18 protein-coding genes and 1 pseudogene are annotated in these 19,808 nt (G+C 62.3%); 14 read left to right on the forward strand and 5 right to left on the reverse strand.

Translation table 11 applies throughout. From position 1 onward, the window contains the following. Positions 1-5: 5 nt before the first annotated feature. The 10 genes and pseudogenes from NKJ01_RS01490 to NKJ01_RS01535 form a co-directional block, all read left to right on the forward strand. Entirely contained in the window at positions 6-890 is an 885-nt protein-coding gene (locus tag NKJ01_RS01490; protein WP_352725427.1) for a transglutaminase family protein, read from the forward strand. A 100-nt stretch (positions 891-990) separates the two neighbouring features. Further along, complete coding sequence (locus tag NKJ01_RS01495; RefSeq protein ID WP_352725429.1) at positions 991-2,082, forward strand: DNA topoisomerase IB; 1,092 nt, start codon at positions 991-993, stop codon at positions 2,080-2,082. Between the two features lie 109 nt (positions 2,083-2,191). Further along, complete coding sequence (locus NKJ01_RS01500) at positions 2,192-2,566, forward strand: YciI family protein (protein ID WP_352599780.1); 375 nt, start codon at positions 2,192-2,194, stop codon at positions 2,564-2,566. Further along, a complete protein-coding gene (locus NKJ01_RS01505) occupies positions 2,563-3,837 on the forward strand; it encodes an RNA polymerase sigma factor (protein WP_352725431.1) in 1,275 nt (424 codons plus the stop codon). The genes NKJ01_RS01500 and NKJ01_RS01505 overlap by 4 nt, the downstream gene beginning before the upstream one ends. Positions 3,838-4,022: 185 nt before the next feature. Further along, the gene (gene amaB, locus NKJ01_RS01510) at positions 4,023-5,537 is read left to right on the forward strand and encodes an L-piperidine-6-carboxylate dehydrogenase (RefSeq protein ID WP_352725433.1); all 1,515 of its coding nucleotides are present in this window, start codon (positions 4,023-4,025) and stop codon (positions 5,535-5,537) included. Between the two features lie 197 nt (positions 5,538-5,734). Further along, positions 5,735-5,914 (forward strand): hypothetical protein, encoded by a 180-nt coding sequence (locus tag NKJ01_RS01515; RefSeq protein ID WP_352725435.1) that lies wholly within the window; start codon positions 5,735-5,737, stop codon positions 5,912-5,914. Position 5,915: 1 nt separating this feature from the next. Continuing rightward, positions 5,916-6,155 carry an RNA-binding protein gene (locus NKJ01_RS01520; RefSeq protein ID WP_352725437.1) on the forward strand — a complete coding sequence of 80 codons (240 nt, stop codon included), beginning with the start codon at positions 5,916-5,918 and terminating at the stop codon, positions 6,153-6,155. A gap of 553 nt (positions 6,156-6,708) precedes the next feature. After that, on the forward strand, positions 6,709-7,122 hold the full coding sequence (locus NKJ01_RS01525; protein ID WP_352663748.1) for a helix-turn-helix domain-containing protein: 414 nt from the start codon (positions 6,709-6,711) through the stop codon (positions 7,120-7,122). Beyond that, positions 7,122-7,547: a DUF6941 family protein gene (locus NKJ01_RS01530; protein ID WP_352663746.1), complete on the forward strand. Its 426-nt coding sequence runs from the start codon at positions 7,122-7,124 to the stop codon at positions 7,545-7,547. The genes NKJ01_RS01525 and NKJ01_RS01530 overlap by 1 nt, the downstream gene beginning before the upstream one ends. Next, positions 7,534-8,003, forward strand: a pseudogene (locus tag NKJ01_RS01535) (IS1 family transposase); the annotation flags it as partial. The gene NKJ01_RS01530 and the pseudogene NKJ01_RS01535, both read left to right, overlap by 14 nt. 118 nt (positions 8,004-8,121) lie before the next feature. Here NKJ01_RS01535 and NKJ01_RS01540 read toward each other — a convergent pair. The 5 genes from NKJ01_RS01540 to NKJ01_RS01560 all read right to left on the reverse strand — a co-directional run bounded on the left by NKJ01_RS01540 (position 8,122) and on the right by NKJ01_RS01560 (position 13,020). After that, positions 8,122-8,985 (reverse strand): hypothetical protein, encoded by an 864-nt coding sequence (locus tag NKJ01_RS01540; protein WP_352725439.1) that lies wholly within the window; start codon positions 8,983-8,985, stop codon positions 8,122-8,124. Positions 8,986-9,227: 242 nt separating this feature from the next. Then, positions 9,228-9,986 (reverse strand): SDR family NAD(P)-dependent oxidoreductase, encoded by a 759-nt coding sequence (locus NKJ01_RS01545; RefSeq protein ID WP_352725441.1) that lies wholly within the window; start codon positions 9,984-9,986, stop codon positions 9,228-9,230. 94 nt (positions 9,987-10,080) lie between these two features. Then, the gene (locus NKJ01_RS01550; protein ID WP_352725443.1) at positions 10,081-10,446 is read right to left on the reverse strand and encodes a hypothetical protein; all 366 of its coding nucleotides are present in this window, start codon (positions 10,444-10,446) and stop codon (positions 10,081-10,083) included. A gap of 63 nt (positions 10,447-10,509) precedes the next feature. Beyond that, a complete protein-coding gene (locus NKJ01_RS01555) occupies positions 10,510-11,364 on the reverse strand; it encodes an endonuclease/exonuclease/phosphatase family protein (RefSeq protein WP_352725445.1) in 855 nt (284 codons plus the stop codon). Between the two features lie 192 nt (positions 11,365-11,556). Continuing rightward, on the reverse strand, positions 11,557-13,020 hold the full coding sequence (locus NKJ01_RS01560; RefSeq protein ID WP_352725447.1) for a phospholipase D-like domain-containing protein: 1,464 nt from the start codon (positions 13,018-13,020) through the stop codon (positions 11,557-11,559). Here NKJ01_RS01560 and NKJ01_RS01565 point away from each other — a divergent pair. From NKJ01_RS01565 to NKJ01_RS01580, 4 genes are all read left to right on the forward strand, one after another. Continuing rightward, positions 13,019-13,171: a hypothetical protein gene (locus NKJ01_RS01565; RefSeq protein WP_352725449.1), complete on the forward strand. Its 153-nt coding sequence runs from the start codon at positions 13,019-13,021 to the stop codon at positions 13,169-13,171. The two genes, NKJ01_RS01560 and NKJ01_RS01565, sit on opposite strands and share 2 nt — an antisense overlap. Positions 13,172-13,335: 164 nt before the next feature. Beyond that, entirely contained in the window at positions 13,336-13,539 is a 204-nt protein-coding gene (locus tag NKJ01_RS01570) for a hypothetical protein (protein WP_352599794.1), read from the forward strand. A gap of 613 nt (positions 13,540-14,152) precedes the next feature. After that, positions 14,153-14,569: a helix-turn-helix transcriptional regulator gene (locus tag NKJ01_RS01575; RefSeq protein ID WP_352725451.1), complete on the forward strand. Its 417-nt coding sequence runs from the start codon at positions 14,153-14,155 to the stop codon at positions 14,567-14,569. A 216-nt stretch (positions 14,570-14,785) separates the two neighbouring features. Further along, positions 14,786-19,801: a YadA-like family protein gene (locus NKJ01_RS01580; RefSeq protein WP_352725453.1), complete on the forward strand. Its 5,016-nt coding sequence runs from the start codon at positions 14,786-14,788 to the stop codon at positions 19,799-19,801. The last annotated feature ends 7 nt before the right edge of the window (positions 19,802-19,808 follow it).

The raw sequence follows: 19,808 nt of genomic DNA on the forward strand, positions 1-19,808 counted from the left end.
AGAGCATGCTTTACGACATCAGGCTTCATCTCCATTACGACTATGCCGCGGCGGCCGGTGGCGGCCGCCATCAGATCCGCGTGCTGCCGTCGACGATATCGGACGTTCAGCGCGTCATCGCGGCATCCTTGTCCTTTGCGCCGGCGCCCAATGAGCGTTCGGATTTTCCCGATTTCTTCGGCAACAACGTCACGTCGATCGCCTTTCGCGACGCGCATGACACACTCGACATAAGGATGAGCGCACGCGTATCGGTGTCGCGGCCCGAGCCCGGCCTCGACGTGTCGCCCGATATCGGCAGGCTCAGGCAGGAGCTTGCTGCCGTGCGGTCGCTGGCGCCTGATACACCCCACCATTTCCTGACGGCCAGCATTCATGCCGGCATCGATGGTGCGATCACCGGCTACGCTCGCGATAGCGTCGCCGGCTCTGCCGCCGGCACGGCGATGAACCTGTGCAATCGCATCCATCGCGATTTCACCTATGACGGCGAGGCGACCACGGTGCGAACCAGGGCCAGCGACGCCTTCAAGCTGAAGCGCGGTGTCTGCCAGGATTTTTCGCATATCATGATCGCCGGCCTGCGCGGGCTCGGTATTCCGGCCGGCTATGTCAGCGGCTTCCTGCGCACCATCCCGCCGATGGGCAAACCCCGGCTGGAAGGCGCCGATGCCATGCATGCCTGGGTCAAGGTCTGGTGCGGGCGCGACGCCGGCTGGCAGGAATTCGACCCGACCAACGGCATGCGGGCCAGCAACGATCACATCACCGTCGGTTACGGCCGCGACTACTCGGACGTGGCACCGATCGTGGGCGTTCTCAAGACCACGGGAGGGCAGGTCGGCGAGCAAGCTGTCGACGTCATCCCGGTCGTGCTCGAAAAGGCGTGAGCTTCGGGCCGGCGCTCTCGCCCGCCCCCGGCTTTTCCGACCATGTGTGGAACCAGCAATCGGCCAGTGGCTTATCTACGGATATTTGCGCGGAGCTGACATGCTGCAGAAATCCGGATTGTCGCACAGCCGGTCGGCTGACGGAGATGCTGTGCCGAAAAATGGGTCGCAAAGCTCGGCCGATCACGCGTCGCTTACCTATGTCAGTGATGCCGAGCCGGGTATCCGGCGGCTGAAGACAGGCGAGGGGTTTTCCTACAAGGGGCCGGATGGGCGGCCAGTTGCCAATGCTACCAGGGCGCGTATCGAGGCAATCGTCATTCCGCCGGCTTGGACGGATGTGTGGATTTCGCCCGACGCCGACGGCCATATCCAGGCAACGGGCAGGGACCTGCGCGGACGCAAGCAATACCGCTACCATCCGCAATGGGCCGAAGAACGCGACGGCGCCAAATATTCAAGCCTTGTCGCCTTTGCCGAAAGCCTGCCGACCCTGCGGCGCAGGATCGACAGCGATCTACGTCGTCCTGGTTTGCCGTTCGAGCGTGTCGTTGCCGCGGTCGTCTGGCTGCTCGACAACACGATGATCCGGGTCGGCAATGCCGCTTATGCCCGCGACAACAAGAGCTTCGGGCTGACCACGTTGCGTGACCGCCATGTCGATATCGACGGTTCAAGCCTGCGCTTTGCCTTCAACGGCAAGTCCGGCAAGGAGTGGAAGCTGAAGCTGGTCGACCGCCGGATCGCCAGGATTGTTCGCGGCGCGCAGGATCTGCCGGGCCAGAAGCTGTTTCAGTACCTAGATGACGACGGCAACAGGCGGCCGGTCCACTCAGAGGACGTCAACCGCTATATCCGTGAGGCAGTTGGTGATGCCTTCAGCTCGAAGCATTTCCGCACCTGGGGCGGCACCATCCACGCCGCGTCGCTGTTTGCACAGACGGATTTGCCGGAAAGCCAGGCACAGCAAAAGCGGGTGATGAACAGCGTCGTCGACAAGGTCGCCGAGCGGCTGGGCAACACACGCGCGGTCTGCCGCAAATGCTACATCCATCCGCAGGTCTTCGAGGCGTGGTCAAAGGGGCGATTGCTGGACGAAATGGCGCGGGCCAACAAGCGCAGGCGCTCGATCGATGGTCTGGACGACGAGGAAGCGCTCGTGCTGCGATGGCTGAAGCTGCACGAAAGCTGACCGGCAGCGACGGAGCGTCGCCAAATCCGCCGTCTCGGGATTTTTTTATCGACGCCATGTCGGGATCGGACTTACTGTTTCGTCCTTTGACAGAGAAGAAGGACCAACCATGCTCTACGCAATCCTCTGCTATGCTTCCGAAGATGTCGTCTGCTCCTGGAGCAAGGCACAGGACGACGAGGTCATGGCCAATCTCCGCGACGTCCAGGACAAATATGTCAAGGCTGGCAGGCTTGGGCCGGTGGCACGGCTCTTGCCGACCACGGCCGCGACGACGCTGCGGAGGGTCAAGGGCGAAGCGGTCGTCATCGACGGCCCGTTTGCCGAGACCAAGGAACAATTCCTCGGCTTCTACACGCTCGAATGCGGCGATCTCGACGAGGCCGTGGAGTTCGCCCGCGAACTTTCCGAGGTCAATCCGAGTGGCGGCTCCTATGAGATCCGGCCGGTCTCGGTCTTCAACCGCAACAAGGTCCCGGCATGACCGAACTTGCCTGGATCAGCTCGGCGATCAGCGCCGCCCGTCCGCAGGCAATGGGCGCGCTGCTGCGTTATTTCCGCGATCTCGATACGGCGGAAGAAGCTTTCCAGGACGCGTGCCTCAGGGCCATCAAGAACTGGCCGCAGAACGGCCCGCCGCGTGATCCAGCGGCCTGGCTGATCTTTGTCGGCCGCAACAGCGGCATCGACGCGGTGCGCAAGCGGGCCAAGCAGGCGCCGATGCCGGAGGAAGACCAGATCTCGGATCTGGAAGACGCCGAAAGCGATATCGCCGAGCGGCTGGACGGGGCGCATTACCGCGACGACATATTGCGGCTGCTGTTCATCTGCTGCCATCCCGACCTGCCGGCAACGCAGCAGATCGCGGTGGCGCTGCGGATTGTCTCGGGCCTCACCGTCAAGCAGATCGCGCGTGCCTTCCTGGTTGGCGAAAGCGCCATGGAGCAGCGCATCACCCGCGCCAAGGCGCGCATTGCGGATGCCGGCGTGCCGTTCGAGACGCCGGGCGCAGTCGAGCGGTCGGAACGGCTCGCCGCCGTCGCCGCCATGGTCTACCTGATCTTCAACGAAGGCTATTCGACCAACAGCGGCGAAGCGCCGGCCCGTGCGCCGCTGTGCGAGGAAGCGATCCGACTGGCACGGCTGTTGCTGCGGCTGTTCCAGACCGAGCCGGAGATAATGGGGCTGACGGCGCTGCTGCTTCTCCAGCATGCGCGCGCACCGGCCCGTTTCGACGAAGACGGCGAGATCGTGCTGCTCGAGGATCAGGATCGCAGCCTGTGGAGCCGCAAGATGATCGATGAGGGGCTGGCACTGGTCGACAAGGCGCTGCGCCATCGCAAGCCCGGCCCCTATCAGGTTCAGGCGGCTATTGCCGCGCTGCATGCGCGGGCTGAAAAGGCCGAGGACACCGACTGGAACGAGATCGACCTGCTCTACCGCCTGCTCGAGCAGATGCAGCCGTCACCGGTGATCACGCTCAACCGGGCCGTCGCCGTCTCGAAGGTGCGTGGTCCAGCAGAGGCTCTCGCCATGATCGAGCCGCTGGAAGAACGGCTGTCCGGCTATTTCCACTTCTTCGGCCTCAAGGGTGGGCTTCTGATGCAGCTTGAGCGAGGCGAGGAGGCGCGTGTCGCCTTTGACCGCGCGATTGCGTTGGCAAACACGGCGGCGGAAGCGGCTCATATCCGCATGCATATCGACCGGCTGATGAAGGACGGGGCCACCCGCGCGCCGACGCAAAAGGCAAACTGAGCGCCGTCAGCATGTCTGGCTCAATCGTGTCGCCTGGGCTTGTACCATGCCCGGGGTGGCGATTCTTCCCCGAAACGAGTAATGCCACGCCTTGACTGTGCCCGAAGTGCTGACCGGCACGCGGGCGACATTGCGCGAGCATTGGTTCAACGCCATCTGATGGCGATGGATCCGAAAGGGACAAAATGACGATAGCGAAGGAAACGACCGAGCTTCTGGCCAAACTGGGTGTGGCCAAGGATGCGCTTGTCGGCGGTGACCTGATGGTGCGCAGCCCGGTGACGGGCGAGCAGATCGCGGCGCTTAAGACGATCTCGCCCGCCGATGCGGCCAAGACCATCGATGCCGCGCACAAGGCCTTCCAGGCGTGGCGGCTGGTGCCCGGCCCGAGGCGTGGCGAACTGGTGCGGCTGCTCGGCGAGGAGTTGCGCGCGCACAAGGCCGAGCTTGGCCGGCTGGTCTCGATCGAGGTCGGCAAGATTCCGTCCGAGGGGCTCGGCGAAGTGCAGGAAATGATCGACATTTGCGATTTCGCCGTCGGCCTCTCCCGGCAATTGTACGGCCTGACCATCGCCACCGAGCGCCCGGGCCATCGGATGATGGAAACCTGGCATCCGCTTGGCGTCGTCGGCGTCATTTCCGCCTTCAACTTCCCGGTCGCGGTGTGGTCGTGGAACGCAGCACTGGCGCTGGTCTGCGGCGACGCGGTGGTGTGGAAGCCGTCGGAGAAGACGCCGCTGACGGCACTTGCCTGCGAGGCCATCTTCAAGCGTGCGGTCAAACGCTTCGGCGCGGATGCGCCTGAGGGCCTGGCGCCGGTGCTGATCGGCGATCGTGCCGTCGGCGAGATCCTGGTCGATCATCCCAAGGTGCCGCTGGTCTCGGCCACCGGGTCGACCCGCATGGGCCGCGACGTCGGCCCGCGGCTGGCCAGGCGCTTTGCGCGCGCAGTGCTGGAGCTTGGCGGCAACAATGCCGGCATCGTCTGCCCGACAGCCGATCTCGACATGGCGTTGCGGGCGATTGCCTTTGGAGCGATGGGCACGGCAGGCCAGCGCTGCACGACGCTGCGGCGCCTGTTCGTGCATGACAGCGTCTACGACGCCCTGGTTCCACGTCTCAAGAAGGCCTACGAAAGCGTCTCGGTCGGCAATCCGCTGGAGACCTCTTCGCTGGTCGGGCCGCTGATCGACAAGGCGGCCTTCGAGAACATGCAGAAGGCGCTGAAGGAAGCCGCCGCCCACGGTGGCAAGGTGACCGGCGGCGCAAGGGTCGAGAATGGTCACCCGGATGCCTATTACGTGCATCCGGCCCTGGTCGAGATGCCCAAGCAGGTGGCCCCGGTCACGGAAGAGACCTTCGCGCCGATCCTCTATGTGATGAAATATTCGGTTTTCGACGCCGTTCTCGACGAGCACAATGCGGTGGGCGCCGGCCTGTCGTCGTCGATCTTCACCCGCGACCTGCAGGAGTCGGAGCGCTTCCTCGGTGTCGATGGGTCGGACTGCGGCATCGCCAATGTCAACATCGGTACCTCGGGCGCCGAGATCGGTGGTGCCTTCGGCGGCGAAAAGGAAACCGGCGGCGGCCGCGAGAGCGGCTCCGATGCGTGGAAGGCCTATATGCGGCGCGCCACCAACACGGTGAACTACTCAAAGGCACTGCCGCTCGCCCAGGGCGTCTCGTTCGATATCGACTGACGAGGGCCGGGTTGGGCATTGGCAGCTTTTGTGCCGGTAGCTTTTTACGATAGGAATTTTTTCTTGATCGTCCATGGTGCTGATTTGCGCCAGTGACCCGCCGTGCAGGTAGTGTCTCAGTTTGAAATTTGACGGCGCGCTTGTCGCGATCCGGGCCGAACTCCTATATGCTTAGCGGAAAGCATCAGGAAGGCACAATGGAAACCGGCCAAATCAATGCGCTTGAAGAGCTCCGTAAACTGCGCGACATAGTCCAGTCTACTGTGGATAGGGTTCAAGGTATGCGGCTCAAGCCGGCGGATCGGGCCGAGATTGAGGCGCGCAAAAAGATCATAAAAGAAATCGAACGTGACCTTCGCAAGTTCGAAGAGGAATAGCATGCCAACCGGACCTAAAGGCCAGAAGCGCCCAGCCGACGTGATCGGCAATGCCGTCCGCGTCATGCGCATTGCCACAGGCGAGGAAGCCGACGACGTGATTGACGACGGCAAAGACCCTGCCGCCAAAGCGCTTGGCGCGAAGGGCGGAAAGAAGCGCGCCGAGAATATGACGCCAGAGCGGCGAGCTGAGATCGCCAGGAAGGCAGCCATTAAGCGTTGGACTCCAAAGGGCGGATAAAATAATTTGCTTGCTGGGGGAGCAAGCAAGCATTGACTTATAAGTCATTTCGCACGATATTGGGGGAGAACATAGCTGACGGGAAACTGGTGCAGTTTCCCGTGGCCTTAGACCCCGACGAATGCATTGTCCGAGAGTTATGGATGCCCCCGGCTCTGCTCCAAACGCTCACCAGAAAAGACCCTAGGAAGGCGCTAGAGTACTCTGCCAATGTGAAGGCGTTCTTGGGGCGTTACATCAAAGGTGATGAGATAGATAATTGCCAGTATATGAAGTGCTGGCAGTCAGATATTTTTGAATTGCGAGTCCAGAATCAAGCCCGACCGGATCGCATTCGAATATTTGGTGCCTTTGGTGATTGTGATACGTTTGTTGCATTTTTTCAGCGCCCGAGAAGTTATTTCGGTGGGAAGAGCGATCCAAAATGGAAACGGCAGATACAAAGGGCTGTTGATGATTGGGAAGAGCTATTCCCTGGCAAGTATCGAATGCAGGCAAGACCGTTCTCAAACTGTATAAATAGGGGATATGATGTTCCCCGAGAGGAGTGTCTATGAGTACGCATCTTTCAGAAACCCGGATTCCGGAAGAGCGCCTAGCTGAGCAATGGTATGGGTTGCTTCATAAGGTAATTTCCAGCGTTCAGATTGCGTATAGGAACGCGGCGAAAGAAACCGGCCTGACACAGAAAGTGATGGCTAAGCGACTGGGTATGAATAATCCAGAGGTGATTTCCAGGTGCATATCTGGCCAGAAGAATATGACGCTCCGGACGCTACACAATCTGGCTCGTGCTATGGATTGCAGATTGGATATCGCGATCACTCCACTTTCTAGCCTTAAGGTATTTGATAATGCTCCTGCCAAAACGCCACCTCTTGGTCGTCGGGAGGGATCCAGCTCTGCTGCAGCTCAGGTTGTTTATAAAAACATAGAAGTCATTAAGCGGGTACCGGAGCCGGCATAATGGCCAAGTTTACCCTTAAGAGCGTGATAATCTGCGAAGATGCCAGGAAAGAAGACAACGGTAAGGAAATGCTCATAGGGGTTTACAACGATGTTGTTGTCGTCGGATCGTTTCCAGCAATTATAGATCGATTGTTTGTTCGGCTTTCGATTGACTGTGACCCTGATTATGAAGGTGATTATTCATTTTCTTTAACCGGACCACGGAAGCAGGAAATCCTTAAGATAGCCGAAAAAGTAGGAAAGCAGCCAGACGACGAACCCGGCCGTGTCTTTGGTTTCGGGATGAGAGGCTTCCCCGCTCAGGATGAGGGGTATTACGACATCCACTTTGCTTTAGGCAAAGTGCCAAAAAAAATTGGAAGCTTCGTCGTCAGAATGCCCAAGATAGAATCTGAAGTTGCGAGGCTAGCTCTCGCAAACTGAGGAAGCCTTTGGAGCCTGCATCGACTACGCAATGCTGATCAAGCAGTATGGCGACCCGGAAGGCAAGGCAGTGCCACAGGAGCGCCGCTACAGCCCCGCCGTTTGCACTGACGCGAAGAAGACCCGGATTGAAGGCTCGCCCGATCTGGCGCACGTCAGCACGTCGCATGTTGAACGCCAGACCTCACCATGCGGATGCACATGCGCCGCTTTACGCGCCTCACCAATGCGTTCTCAAAGAAGTTCGAAAATCAGTTTCATATGGTTGCGCTATACACCGTCTGGTACAGCTTCGTCCGCATTCACAAGACGCTCAAGACCTCGCCTGCAATGGCCGCTGGCGTATCGCAGACGCTCTGGTCGATGGACGACCTTTGCGAGAAGATGGACGTCGTTGCGCCGAAGCCGGGTAAGCGTGGTCCCTATAAAAAGTCAGTGGCCGAAATTTCAAACTGAGACACTGCCGCCGCGCAGGCGGGTTTTTTCGTTTTCGTCAGCCAACGCGCCGGCGAAGGCTGCGAAGGATAACCCGAGTTCGTTGCCATGGGCGTCTCCCGCAGGGTTGCCCAACCGATCAGCTGCCTACCGGCTGGCCAAAAGTCGCGTCGAAAGCGGCATCGACTATGGCCAGCTTGGCGGCCTGGACGGTCATGTATTCCTGGTAGAAGGTGTTCGACACCCACATCACCGAATGGCCGCGCTGGCCGAGCCAGCCGATGCTGCCGAGGTTCTCGGCGGCGCGCAGTTTGCGGGCAAGGTGGGTGCGCGACAGCTTGAGCCATTTGGCGAAATCGCCGATCGAAACCACGCTGGTCGCAATCCGCTCCAGGCCGGCATGATCGGGGTCGATGCCCGACATCAGCCAGTCCATGACGATGCCGCCATTGTTGAGCCAGATGAACAGGGAAAAGGTCTGGTTGGGTTCGCGCACCGGCGCGGAGGCTAGCAGGCCGTCCGCTACCAAAGGCTGCAGCCTGGCAACCATTTCGGGATGCTCCAGGAATCTGGCCAAGCGGTCTGCGTCGTCAAGGCGATCCAACGTGCGCAAATGGGCAAGGACCCAGCCGGTAAAAGTCTGCACGGTTGCCGCTGTCGGCTGCAAGGGGTGGGTACGACCGTCGCCACCCGACACGTATTCGGCAATGTGGTAGTGCAGCATCTCCTTGATGAAAGCGTCGGCCGTGTTGCGGCTAGCCACCGCGTGCTGGTGCACGAACTCGATGAAACGCGATACCGTCAGCTCCTTGCGACGGTCCTGCGGGTCGCGCCTGAAATGCATGGCAAGGCCGACATGGCCCATCAGCCAACGCTGCTGCGTGGCGAAAATCGAAGCCAGCCGCGGGCTGTCCTGATAAATCTGGATCAGCGCCAGCGACTGCTCCTGAACGCACCGATGCAACGCCGGATGGCCGGCAATGTCTTCCAATCTCAGCGCCATCTCCTGGTGTTCCGGCTCGACTCCAAAGCGAGTTGCGCTCCAAATTTTTCAGCCTTCGGCAGCTCTGTCCAGAGGGTATCAAATAGCGAGGTTAGGCCCCGTCCGGGTAGCGACCCGTTCATGACGCCCGCGCCGAAAGTCGCCGGAGGCTCCGTTCGATCATTGCGGCCTGCGGTCAGCAGTTTGGATAGAGCATTCGCCGATGTTTCTCTGCTATCGCACACCGGCAGCGGGTGTGCTGGCTACATACGCATCAGCAGGCCGCCATCGACGGCGAGTTCGATGCCGGTGATGTAGCTCGCCGCGTCGGAGAGCAGGAACAGTGCTGCGTTGGCCATGTCCTGTGGCGTGCCGATGCGACCGAGCGGCGCGTAGCTTGCGACGGCCGAGCGCTTTTCCTCGGTGTCCCAGCGCGCCTGCAACGGGGTCAGCGCCATGCCGGGACAGATGGCGTTGGAGCGGATGTGCTCGCCGGCCAATTGCATGGCGAGCGATTTGGATAGCGCGCATACGCCGGCCTTGGATGCCTGGTAGGCATCCTGGGGATTGGCGTCGCCGCGATACCATTGGATGGTCGAGAAATGCACCATGGCACCGCCGCGTCCACCGGAGCGCATATGTGGCACAACCGACCGCGCCGTGTGTACGAAGGATTTCAAATTGATGTTGAACACCTCGTCCCAGACGTCGAGATCCATCTCCAGAGCCGATTTGTCGCGACCGAACCACAGCACGCCGGCGACATTGGCGAGATAGTCGATGCCGCTGCGCTCGCGGCCCGCCGTAGCGATCGTCCGTTCGACAAAGGCGGCGTCGGTGAGATCACCCTGCGCGAAGGTGAGGCTGTCGTCATAAGCGGCGAGGGACACGGGACGCGGCTTGACGTCGATGGCAGTGACGGAGGCGCCCGCATCGAGCAGCGCCAGCGTGATCGCCTCGCCCATACCGCCGCCTGCACCGGCAACGACCGCATGCCTGCCGGTGAAATCGTAAGCAATCATCTGAACCCCTCGTCTGCTTCCGCCAAAATGCCTGATCGAGGGGACAATAGGGCGAACCAGTCGGCTTTCGCCAGCCGGTTGGCACGGCCAAACATCAGCTGCAGACGCGGACCTCCTCGATCACCCTGTGGTGGTGGCGCCAGTGCTTGATCAGTTCGATGTGGCAGCGGTGATGCCGGTAGTGGCGGCGATATTCGCCGTCGCTGTAGTCGCCATATTGCGCGTTCTGGTCGTCATCATACTGGTTGTCGTAAATACGCCGGTCGTGATGGCGGCGAACGATGATTTCGCCATTGTCGAACTGATCATCCGGTGAATATTGGTCGTCCGGTGAATACAGGTCGTCCGGTGAATATTGGTCGTCGTCGGACTGGATAATCACGCTTGCGGCTTGCGTCGGTGCCACCACCGCGGCCGTTGCGGCAAATGCCAAGATGGAAGCTAAAATCAATTTCTTCATTCGGTCCTCCTGCGAACTCAAGACCTATCAACTCGTGGAAGAACCGGGCGTTCCACAGGACATCTACACGCTTTGCGACGCCTGGGACATCAAGCCGTTATCGGCGTCAGCCATGCGCTCCAGTTGGACAAAAGCCGTCAATGGCAGATGGTCGGATGCAACCCGCGAAAGCGGCGTGTCATGCGCGTCGACGGCGGCAATCATGCCATGCCTGTTGGCCATGATGCGGTCGAGCGCCAGCAGCGGCAGGTTCGAGGGGAAGGTGGGGACCGCCGGCGGCTGCGGGCCGAACGACGCATGCAGCGTATTGAGCGCGGAGCGGTTGCCGAGGCGCCATTCGTTGAGGTCGCCGAGCAGCAAGGTCGGCTTTTCGTCCGGGCTGTTCATCAGGTCGAGTACGACACGTGCCTGCTGGGAGCGCGAGCGGCGCAGCAGGCCGAGATGGGCGGCGATGATGCGCAGCGTCTGGCTTCCATCGAGGTCGATCTCTGCCACCAACGCGCCGCGCGGCTCCAGTCCCGGAAGTCTGATCTGGTGCACGTCACGAACGACGCCCTTCTTGAACAGCAAGACATTGCCATGCCAGCCATGGCCCTTGCCGGTCGCGGAAATCGGCACCGGAATCAGGCCGGTTTCGCGCTCGAGCCGGGCGAGGTCGAGAAGCCCGACACGGTCGCCGAAGCGGTTGTCGACTTCCTGCAACGCAATGACATCCGGATCGATTTCGCGGATGACGCGGACGGTTCGCTCCGGGTCGAATTTCCTGTCGACGCCGATGCATTTGTGGACATTGTAGGAGGCAACCAGCGTGCCGGTGATGGCCGTGGTCTTGTGTGCGGCAAGGTTTGCCTTCTGCATCCGGCGGTCACGAATGGATAACAGCATACTTGCCGGAAGGCTGCGTCCGGTCACGCGCATCGTGTGCCTACCATGGCCCCTGCTTTCACCATGCACCTCAGATAGAGTCTTTCAGTCCTTATTCCATGATCGGCATCAAACTATCCGCCTAACACGTCGTTTTGGTAAAGATGGGTTCACTCTCATCCAGAGACAGAGGTGAACCCATCTAGAGATAGGGATAAACTCATCTAGAGATAGGGATTAACCCATCTAGAGATAGGGCGAACCGAGCCAGAGGGCCCGGTCGAACAGTCTGATGAGGAACGGCCGGGCCTTCAACGCTTCCAGCGTGACCGGTACGGCCGTTGCAAGCGCCGACCGGATGCGCGCTTCGATCTCGCTGGCAAAGCCGGCGTCGAGGATTTCGAGGTCGATCTCGAAATTCAGCCGCAGCGACCGGGCGTCAAGATTGGAAGAGCCGACATAGGCCCACACGCCGTCGATCGAAACCAGTTTCGAATGGTCGAAAGGTCCTTCCGTGCGCCAGACGCGGCAATAATGTTTCAGCACCTGGTCGAATTGCGCCGTCATCGCACGGTCGACCAGGAAAAGGTTGTTCACCGCCGGCACGACGATGTCGATTTCGACACCTCGCCTGCCCGCTGTTATCAGCGCACTGATCAGTTCGCGATCCGGCAGGAAATAGGGCGACATCAGGCGGATCGATTTGCGGGCGACGGAGAATGCACCGATCAGCAGTTTGTGGTTGGTTTCGTTGCTGGCATCCGGGCCGGACGCCACCGCCCGCACCAGCATCGGCACACCGGGCGGCGGTGAGAGCGGGGCAATTCGCCAGTCATCGCCCTTCAGCGCCTCCTTGGTAGCGAAACGCCAGTCCTCGGCGGCGACCGAAAAGAGGTCGGCGACGACCGGACCGATCACCCGGAAATGTGTGTCCCTGGCGCTGTTGGAGCCGGCGAATTCGGCGGAGAAGCCCTTGCGGATGTTCATGCCGCCGGTGAAGGCGACCATGCCGTCGACCACAAGGATCTTCCGGTGGGTCCTGAGATTGGCATAGGGCAGGCGCAGACCCATGACGAGATTGCCGTTGAAGAGATCGGCGGTGATGTTGGCCTCGCGCAAATGCCCCAGGATGCTCGGCACGGAGTAGCGGGCGCCGACGGCATCGATCAGCACGCGGACGGCGACGCCACGCCGGACGGCGCCGGCCAGCGCTTCGACGAAGAGCCGGCCGACGGCGTCATTGTCGAAAATGTAGGTTTCGAGCAGGATACTGCGTTCCGCGCCGTCGATCGCCGCACCCATGGCCGCATAGGCCTGGTCGCCGGTCTCCAGCACCTCTATTGCATTTCCAGGCGTCATTGCGCGCCGCGCCACCCTGTCGCCCAGTGTTCTCAAGCCGGTGAACCGCTGCCCGTATCGCTCGACGACAAGGGCCTCTTCGGCGGCGACGTCGCGCTCAAGCTTGGCGGATACCGCGTTGCCGGCAAGCGGACGCTGTGCGGTGATCGTGGCACGACGGATGCGGTTGATGCCGGCGACGGCATAGATCAGCACGCCGAGGATCGGCGACAGCACCATCACGCCGACCCAGCCGGTGGCGGCGCGGACATCCTCCTTGGTCATGACGGCGTGAACGATGCCGACGGTCGCCATCACCACGGAGATGACCGCGAGAATTTGGGGCCAATGAGTCGCCAGGGTCTCCAACATGGCCGAGACTATCCAGCGAGCGATTGCAGAAGGCAATGCAGCCGATCATGTGCTGGAAGTGATCTTGCCAGGCAAATTGCGATGGCAAGCGTTCGATATCGCGAAGAGATACTCAGTGCCGGCGACAGGCTGCCTGGCCGAAAAATTGTAACCTTGGGCAGAGCGGCGAAGCATAGAGACGACCTGACGCAACGTCATTCCATGCAGCCTCCGGTTGTCGAAGGCTTCCTATGCTTGGCGGCGGACTTGTTGTATGCAAGCGGGAATAAAAAACAATGATGTAACGTTTCGGTCGAGGGCGAGGGGGGGCCGCGAATGATGGAGTTCAACTTCGGCGGACCTCCTATGGGTGACGACGACGTCGAATTATCGGCCGAATGCCGGCGCCAGTTGTTGCCGCTCGTGCGCGAAATCGTTCAGGCGGCGGTCGCGGTCGGTTGGAACGAGGAGGATGTTCTTCTCGGCCTTGTCGAACTTGCATGGAATCTGTACGAGGAGCGTCGCGAGGATCAGCAATAGCTGGCGATATTCAGCAGGCCCGCAAGATCTTCGACTGCGTCCAGTGTCGGACCTCCCTTATCCCGGACAAAACGCTTTCTTTGCGCATGGAAGTTCTTCCATAGCCTTAGCATGTGCGTTAGTTTGATTCCCGGGTTGGTGGGCTAAAGGGGATTTCGAACGGCGAGGCGGCTGAGGCGAGGCCCATGAAACATGCGGAGACCTGGGAAGGCGGCGCTTTCCGGGGCGGCGGTCGGGGACGAGTATCCCGACCTGTGTTCGGCGTTATTCCGGAGAGTGCAAGCCCGAGAAGGGCAGCCCAGCGCCGGAGCGCGATGTCTTCGCGCGACTGGATCGCGGAAGCTTCTGGCGAACAGCATTCCTCAGGGATTTTGCCGGCTCGCATAACTGTCCGTGTTCGGCAAAGCCGGCCCGTGGGCTCTCGATACCGTCCGCCGCTGCCGAGCCGACCGGGATCGCCGGGGCCGATCGTCCGTTCAACTCTTGTCCTCCCGGCATTCGATGCGTGAGAGCCGGCATAGGTCCAGTTCGATCAATCACGAATTGTTTTCGAGGGAACGACGGATGCCGCATCAGGTTGAGTTCCATTCGGGAAAGATCCGGAGGCCGAGCCATGCGGCGCCACGATGATCCCCGGGAACCGACTTCCGGGACCGATGCGACGCGACAGCCGACGCTGAACGTGAAAGGCGGGCTTTCGGTGCGCGGTGCGCGCCGCGTGCAGGAATTCCTGAACAAGAACTTTTCGCGCAAACTGGCACTTTCTGAAATGGCCGCGGTTTGCGGGCTTTCGCCCTATCACTTCATGCGGGCTTTCTCGAAGACGTTCGGGGCGCCGCCGCACCAGTATGTTCTCGATCTGCGGCTGGACTTCGCGGAAAGACTGCTTCTCGACAGGCGCATGACCATCGCGGAGATCGCTCATCTCTGCGGATTTTCAAGCCAGAGCCATTTTACCACGATGATGAAGAAGTATCGCGGTGTCACGCCATTGCAGGCGCGGTCCGGAAAGCTTAGGCGGGAAGCTTAGGCGGGCCGGTAGATTGCGCAAGTACTCTGACGCTGGCGGATGATCTCTTATTAAAGCAATTACTAAAGTAACGAGCCGTTAACCTCTACGGTCCTGCGCCGATGTTTTGTCACGAGACAGCAATTTCGTGAAATACCGCAAGCCAGAATCATGGCTTCTTAGCATCAGTTCGTATTGTCAGACATTTTTACGCCGGCAGGCGGGCGGAGAGGGACCATGACCGACAATCACATTTCCAATGGCTCGTTTGCGCGGGCGGTGAATTTTGCCGGGCACTGGATCGCGGGCGCCGGTCACGGCTCTCGCTCGACACGCCGCCGCCTGATGGCGGTGCTGCGCATGGCGCACCGCGTGCTCGGCCTCGGCCGCAAGAATATGGGTCTGGGAACATTGGGCACTGGCGGGATGTCGGCGGCGGCGCTTGCCGTGATGGGGATCATGATCCCGCAAACGGCTTTCGCCCAGCTTGCCATTGGCAACGGGACTGTGACCAACGTCGCGAACTGCACGACTCCCTCCGCAGGGGGGCAAAGCGTAGCTATCGGTTGTGCCAGCACCGCCACCGGGTCCGCCTCAACCGCCGTCGGCGATGGCGCCAAAGTGAATGGCGACGATGGCGTGGCGTTGGGCACCGGTGCCACCGCAACGGGCAATGCTTCGATCGCCATCGGCTACACGATGAGTGCCAATGGCCTCAATGCCATAGGCATAGGTGTCTTTGCAGGCGCAACGGGCGTTAACGCCCTCGCCCTGGGCGGGAACGCCAAGGCCAACGGGGACGGAGCAAGCTCCATTGGCGTCAATTCGGTTGCAACCACAGGCGCGGCCGCCTTTGGCCTGAACGCGCGAGCCGACGGAACGAACTCGACGGCGATCGGATATGTCACCCGGGCGACCGGGCTGCGCGCCACCGCGCTCGGGTTTGGGGCAACAGCGTCCGGGCTGGATTCGCTTGCCCAAGGCAATAGCGCCGTCGCAAGCAACCAGAATGCCATCGCGATCGGCTTCCAGACGACCGCAACGGCGATAAATTCCGTCTATCTCGGCTCGCGTACCGCCGCCGGAACGGGAGCGCTGGCACAGAGTGCCATCGCCATCGGCACGGATGTGACAGCGTCTCAAGTTGACACCACTGCCATCGGACGCTCAAGCAAGGCAACGGGAACGGGCGCCATGGCGATGGGCACGACAGCCAGCGCCTGGGGCAACCAGTCGATCGCACTCGGCCTGGGCGCGATTGCAGGCGTTCAGGCCAACACGGCCCTGCCCAACAGCATCGCGATCGGCACCAATGCGGTCTCTTCCGGTGCTTTCGCCACCGCGATGGGCGCTGCCTCGACCGCGAGTGGCGCCAATTCGGCAGCCGTGGGCTTCCAGGCCCAGGCCGCTGGCGCCAATGCCGCAGCCGTTGGTCCCCAGGCAAATGCATCGGCATTAGACTCGGCAGCGTTCGGCAACGTTGCCACCGCCTCGGGCAATTTCGCGCTCGCGCTGGGCAATTCGGCCGTATCGAGCGGAGTGGGCTCGGTCGCGGCGGGTTCTGGAGCCCAGGCTACCGACGTCTCCACCACCGCGCTCGGCAACAACGCTGCAGCAACGGCGGCAAATGCCAGCGCGCTGGGATTGGGTGCCACGGCTAGCGGAGCATACGCTACTTCGCTTGGTTCCACCTCCAAGGCCACCGGTGCCCGTGCGTTCGCGGGTGGCCGTTCGACCACTGCCCAAGGCGACGATTCCATCGCCATGGGCACGGCGACCATCGCGACCGCGGCGGCCTCGACAGCAATCGGATCGGGCGCTGTGGCAGATGACGTAAATGCGATCGCCATCGGCACCGCCGCCGGCGCGGACACCGCCGACGCGATCGCCATCGGCACCAGCGCGTACGCAAGCGGCGGCAAGGCGGTGGCAATCGGCGCGGACAACATTGCCTATGGCGACGGCGCGGTCGCCATAGGCGATCCAAGCTATGCCAGCGGCACCGGCGCCTTCACCGGCGGTGCCAACAACATCGCCAACAGCGACGGCACGGCGAGCGCCACGGCGGCTAACCAGGCGGCGGGCGCCGTCGCCATCGGCAACAACAACAAGGCGATCGGGCAAGGCTCGGTGGCGCTGGGCAACGGCTCGACCGCCGGTGCCGCTGGCCTCGCCGGCAATGTCGCGCTCGGCGACGGCGCGACGGCGGCGGCGAGCTCCGGTGACGTGGCGCTCGGCTCCGGCTCGGTGACCACGACGGCCGTCGGTACGGCGAGCGGGGTGGTCAACGGCACGACCTATGCATTCCAGGGCACCAACCCAACCTCGACGGTCAGCATCGGCGCGGTCGGCGCCGAGCGCACCCTGACCAACCTGGCTGCGGGGCGCATCAGCGCGCTGTCGACGGATGCGATCAACGGCTCGCAGCTCTTCGCCACCAACCAGGCCGTCGACGCCATCGGCGCCATCGTGAACAACATCAATGTCGGCGGCGGCATCAAGTATTTCCATGCCAACTCGACGGCCGCGGACTCCTCGGCGACGGGTACGGACTCGGTCGCCATCGGACCCGTCGCGACCGCGACCGGGACGAACGCCATCGCGGCCGGTACCAATTCGAGCGCCACCGACGCCAACGCCTCGGCCTTTGGCAGCGGCGCCGTCGCATCGGCCCTCGACGCAACGGCGATGGGCTACATATCCAAGGCCTCGGGCCAATACAGCACCGCCGTCGGCGCCAACGCAAACGCCACTGCCACGTCCAGCACGGCGATCGGCCAGAACGCGTTCGCAACCGGCGTTCAAGCGACCGCACTCGGCGTGGGAGCGAATGCCGGCGCCCAGAATGCGATGGCGCTGGGCGCCCTCTCCGTCGCCAGCAATGTGGGCGACGTAGCGCTCGGCTCGGGCTCGGTGACCGCTGTGGCGGTCGGCACGCCCAGCACCGTGATCAACGGAACGACCTACGCCTTCCAGGGCACTACCCCGGCCTCGACGGTCAGCGTCGGCGCGGTCGGCGCCGAGCGCACCATCACCAACGTCGCGGCAGGGCGGATCAGCGGGTCCTCGACGGATGCGATCAATGGTTCGCAGCTGTTCGCCACCAACCAGGCCGTCGACGCTATTGGCACCACGCTCAGCACCATCGGCGGTTCCGTGACCAATCTCGGCAACACGATCGCCAACATTGCCGGCGATACCTCGACTGCTTATACCGACGCCAATGGCATAGGCATCCGCTATGCCCGCACCAACGAGGCGGGCCTGGCGCAAACGGACTCCTTCGCGCAAGGGATCGGCTCGACCGCCGTCGGCTACCAGGCGACCGCCACCGGCGACAGCGCGCTGGCTCTCGGCCGCGGCACCCAGGCCAGCATCGATGGCGGCGTGGCACTCGGTTCCGGATCGATCTCGGATCGCGCGATTGCTCCTGCTTCCGGGCAACTGCCCGCCGGTCCATCGAACTTCATCCAGTACAACACGACCGACAAAAACCTGCTTGGCGCGGTGTCGGTCGGCACCGCCACGTCCTATCGGCAGATCACCAATGTGGCCGATGGCACCCAGGCGCAGGATGCGGTGACGCTCCGCCAGCTGCAGGGGGCGATCGCCTCGGTATCGGTCACGTCGACCAAGTATTTCCATGCCAATTCGGCGGCCGGCGACTCGCTGGCGGTCGGAGCGGAATCGGTAGCGGTCGGCCCGACAACGGTCGTCAACGGCGACAACGGCATCGGCATCGGCAATGGCGCCATCGTCGACCAGACCGCGCCCGGCGGCACGGCCATCGGCCAGAACGCCCATGTGATGCTGGCCGACGGCCTCGCGCTCGGCACCAATTCGCTCGCTTCCGGCATCCAGTCGGTGGCGCTCGGCGCCGGCGCCCAAAGCACCTTCATCAACAGCGTCGCGCTGGGCGCGCAGTCCATCACCACGGTCGGCGCGCAGACCGGCTACACGGCCTTTGCCCTGACCGGCGCGCAAACCTCGGTCGGCGAGGTGTCGATCGGCGCCGCCGGGGCAGAGCGCAAGCTCACCAATGTCGCGGCGGGCTCGGCCGATACCGATGGCGTCAACGTCTCCCAGCTGCGCGGCGTGACGCAAAACGTCACCGACCTGTTCGGCGGCGGCACCACTGTCAATCCGGACGGTTCGATCACCGGCCCGACCTACAATATCCAGGGCAACAATTATTCGACCGTCTTTGACGGCTTCACAGCCGTCGACAATGCCCTCACCACCATCAACAATGGCGGCGGCATCAAGTACTTCCACGCCAATTCGACGCTGGCCGATAGTGTCGCCGGCGGCACCGACGCCGTGGCGATCGGACCGGAAAGCGTGGCGAGCGGCACCGACAGCCTTGCCGCCGGCCATGGATCGACAGCCACGGGGCAGGGCGCCGTCGCGCTCGGCCAGGGCGCACAGGCCAACAACGCCAACGATGTGGCCCTCGGCTCCGGCTCGGTGACGCAGGCTGCCGTCGGCACCGCCAGCACCGTCATCGGCGGCAAGACCTACGCCTTTGCCGGGACGACTCCGACCGGAACCGTCAGCGTCGGCGATGCAGGCGCCGAGAGGACGATCACCAATGTCGCCGCCGGGCGGGTTACCGCCGACAGCACGGATGCGATCAACGGCTCGCAGCTTTTTGCCACCAACACGGCGATCGACGATCTGAAAGCCGGTGTCGGAAATCTCACCCAGAATGCGGTGGTGTATGACACCAATCCGGACGGCAGCAAGAAGAACAGCATCACGCTGCAAGGCGGCGACGTCAACGCGCCGGTCGTCATCTCGAATGTCGGCCCCGGCGTCGCCGGCACCGATGCGGTCAACGTCAATCAGCTGAACCAGGGCCTGACCGAGGGCAAGAGCTATACGGACAACCGCGTGGCCTACGCCATCGACACGTCCAACGCCTATACCGACAAGGTGGCCGCCACGACCCTGCAACAGGCCAACGACTATACCGACCAGAAGCTCGGCCAGCTCAATTCTGATATCAGCGGCATCAGGGACGAAGCCCGGCAGGCGGCGGCAATCGGGCTTGCGGCTGCTTCGCTGCGCTACGACGACCGGCCTGGAAAGCTGAGCGTCGCGGCGGGTGGCGGCTTGTGGCGGGACGCCGGCGCGTTCGCCTTCGGCGCCGGCTACACCAGCGAAGATGGCCGTATCCGCGGCAATCTGTCCGGAACGGCCGCGGGTGGGCATGTCGGTGTCGGCGCCGGCCTCAGCTTCACCTTGAACTGAGGCGGGG

It is taken from the genome of Mesorhizobium sp. M0276 (assembly GCF_040321755.1).
Classification (GTDB): domain Bacteria; phylum Pseudomonadota; class Alphaproteobacteria; order Rhizobiales; family Rhizobiaceae; genus Mesorhizobium.

Excerpts from the sequence above, each read along its gene's own strand:
- NKJ01_RS01495 (WP_352725429.1), top strand. The coding sequence starts at position 991 with ATGCTGCAGAAATCCGGATTGTCGCACAGCCGGTCGGCTGACGGAGAT.
- NKJ01_RS01570 (WP_352599794.1), top strand. The coding sequence starts at position 13,336 with ATGATGGAGTTCAACTTCGGCGGACCTCCTATGGGTGACGACGACGTC.
- NKJ01_RS01525 (WP_352663748.1), top strand. The coding sequence starts at position 6,709 with ATGAGTACGCATCTTTCAGAAACCCGGATTCCGGAAGAGCGCCTAGCT.
- NKJ01_RS01550 (WP_352725443.1), bottom strand. The coding sequence starts at position 10,446 with ATGAAGAAATTGATTTTAGCTTCCATCTTGGCATTTGCCGCAACGGCC.
- NKJ01_RS01505 (WP_352725431.1), top strand. The coding sequence starts at position 2,563 with ATGACCGAACTTGCCTGGATCAGCTCGGCGATCAGCGCCGCCCGTCCG.
- NKJ01_RS01580 (WP_352725453.1), top strand. The coding sequence starts at position 14,786 with ATGACCGACAATCACATTTCCAATGGCTCGTTTGCGCGGGCGGTGAAT.
- NKJ01_RS01560 (WP_352725447.1), bottom strand. The coding sequence starts at position 13,020 with ATGTTGGAGACCCTGGCGACTCATTGGCCCCAAATTCTCGCGGTCATC.
- NKJ01_RS01515 (WP_352725435.1), top strand. The coding sequence starts at position 5,735 with ATGGAAACCGGCCAAATCAATGCGCTTGAAGAGCTCCGTAAACTGCGC.
- NKJ01_RS01490 (WP_352725427.1), top strand. The coding sequence starts at position 6 with ATGCTTTACGACATCAGGCTTCATCTCCATTACGACTATGCCGCGGCG.
- NKJ01_RS01530 (WP_352663746.1), top strand. The coding sequence starts at position 7,122 with ATGGCCAAGTTTACCCTTAAGAGCGTGATAATCTGCGAAGATGCCAGG.
- NKJ01_RS01540 (WP_352725439.1), bottom strand. The coding sequence starts at position 8,985 with ATGGCGCTGAGATTGGAAGACATTGCCGGCCATCCGGCGTTGCATCGG.
- NKJ01_RS01500 (WP_352599780.1), top strand. The coding sequence starts at position 2,192 with ATGCTCTACGCAATCCTCTGCTATGCTTCCGAAGATGTCGTCTGCTCC.
- NKJ01_RS01545 (WP_352725441.1), bottom strand. The coding sequence starts at position 9,986 with ATGATTGCTTACGATTTCACCGGCAGGCATGCGGTCGTTGCCGGTGCA.
- NKJ01_RS01520 (WP_352725437.1), top strand. The coding sequence starts at position 5,916 with ATGCCAACCGGACCTAAAGGCCAGAAGCGCCCAGCCGACGTGATCGGC.
- NKJ01_RS01565 (WP_352725449.1), top strand. The coding sequence starts at position 13,019 with ATGGCCGAGACTATCCAGCGAGCGATTGCAGAAGGCAATGCAGCCGAT.
- NKJ01_RS01575 (WP_352725451.1), top strand. The coding sequence starts at position 14,153 with ATGCGGCGCCACGATGATCCCCGGGAACCGACTTCCGGGACCGATGCG.
- NKJ01_RS01555 (WP_352725445.1), bottom strand. The coding sequence starts at position 11,364 with ATGCGCGTGACCGGACGCAGCCTTCCGGCAAGTATGCTGTTATCCATT.
- amaB (WP_352725433.1), top strand. The coding sequence starts at position 4,023 with ATGACGATAGCGAAGGAAACGACCGAGCTTCTGGCCAAACTGGGTGTG.